The organism is Streptomyces ossamyceticus, from assembly GCF_001418475.1.
GTDB lineage: Bacteria > Actinomycetota > Actinomycetes > Streptomycetales > Streptomycetaceae > Streptomyces > Streptomyces ossamyceticus.
Map to the genome: position 1 here is coordinate 511 of NZ_LIQX01000842.1, position 803 is coordinate 1,313.

Below are 803 nucleotides of genomic sequence, written 5' to 3' on the forward strand. Positions count from 1 at the left end.
TCGCCGACTTCGTCACCGTGGACCTCCTCGACTCCGTGCTGCGCGGCGCCGAGCCCGGCCCCCTCGGCGACGGCTCCGTCCCGCTGCGCCGCACCGGGCAGCAGTCCGTGCGCCCCGGAGTGCCGGAGGCCGTCGTGGAGATCGGCGCCGTCGCCTCGTACGCGGCCGGCTCACCCCCCGTGCGCGCGCTGGTCAGCGGACGGTCGTGGTCGGAGCCGAGCCTGGACCCCAGGTCGGCGGGGTGGGCGAAGGCCGTCCCCGGCGGCCGGGAGCTGCCCGCCGACGCGCTGGGCCTGCACAGCGTGATGATCGTGCCGATCCGGGCCCGCGGCATCACCCTCGGCATCACCACGTTCTTCCGCCGCGACCGCCAGGACCCCTTCGACGCCGTCGACCTGGGCCTCGCCGAGGAGATCGTCGGCCGTGCCGCGGTCTGCGTCGACAACGCCCGCCGCTACACGCGGGAGCGGGACGCCGCGCTCGTCCTGCAACGCAGCCTGCTGCCGCGCCGGCTGCCCGACCAGGACGCCGCCGAGGTCGCCGTCCGCTACCGGCCCGCCGACGAGCTCACCGGCGTCGGCGGCGACTGGTACGACGTCATCCCGCTCTCCGGTGCCCGCCTCGCCCTCGTCGTCGGCGAGGTCGCGGGCCACGGCATCGACGGCGCCGCCGCCATGGGCCGCCTCCGTACGGCCGTCCGCACCCTCGCCGACCTCGATCTGCCGCCGGACGAGGTGCTCGCCCATTTGGACGACATGGTCGCCAAGTCGGCCCGGCAGGAGGGCGAGGGAGGCGAGGAGGGC

Annotated in this window: 1 protein-coding gene; it reads left to right on the forward strand. The window is 76.5% G+C overall.

Annotated elements, in window-relative coordinates; all coding sequences use genetic code 11:
* Positions 1–803 (forward strand): PP2C family protein-serine/threonine phosphatase (locus tag AOK15_RS39570; RefSeq protein ID WP_240508810.1); only part of this gene is annotated, 803 nt, incomplete at both ends.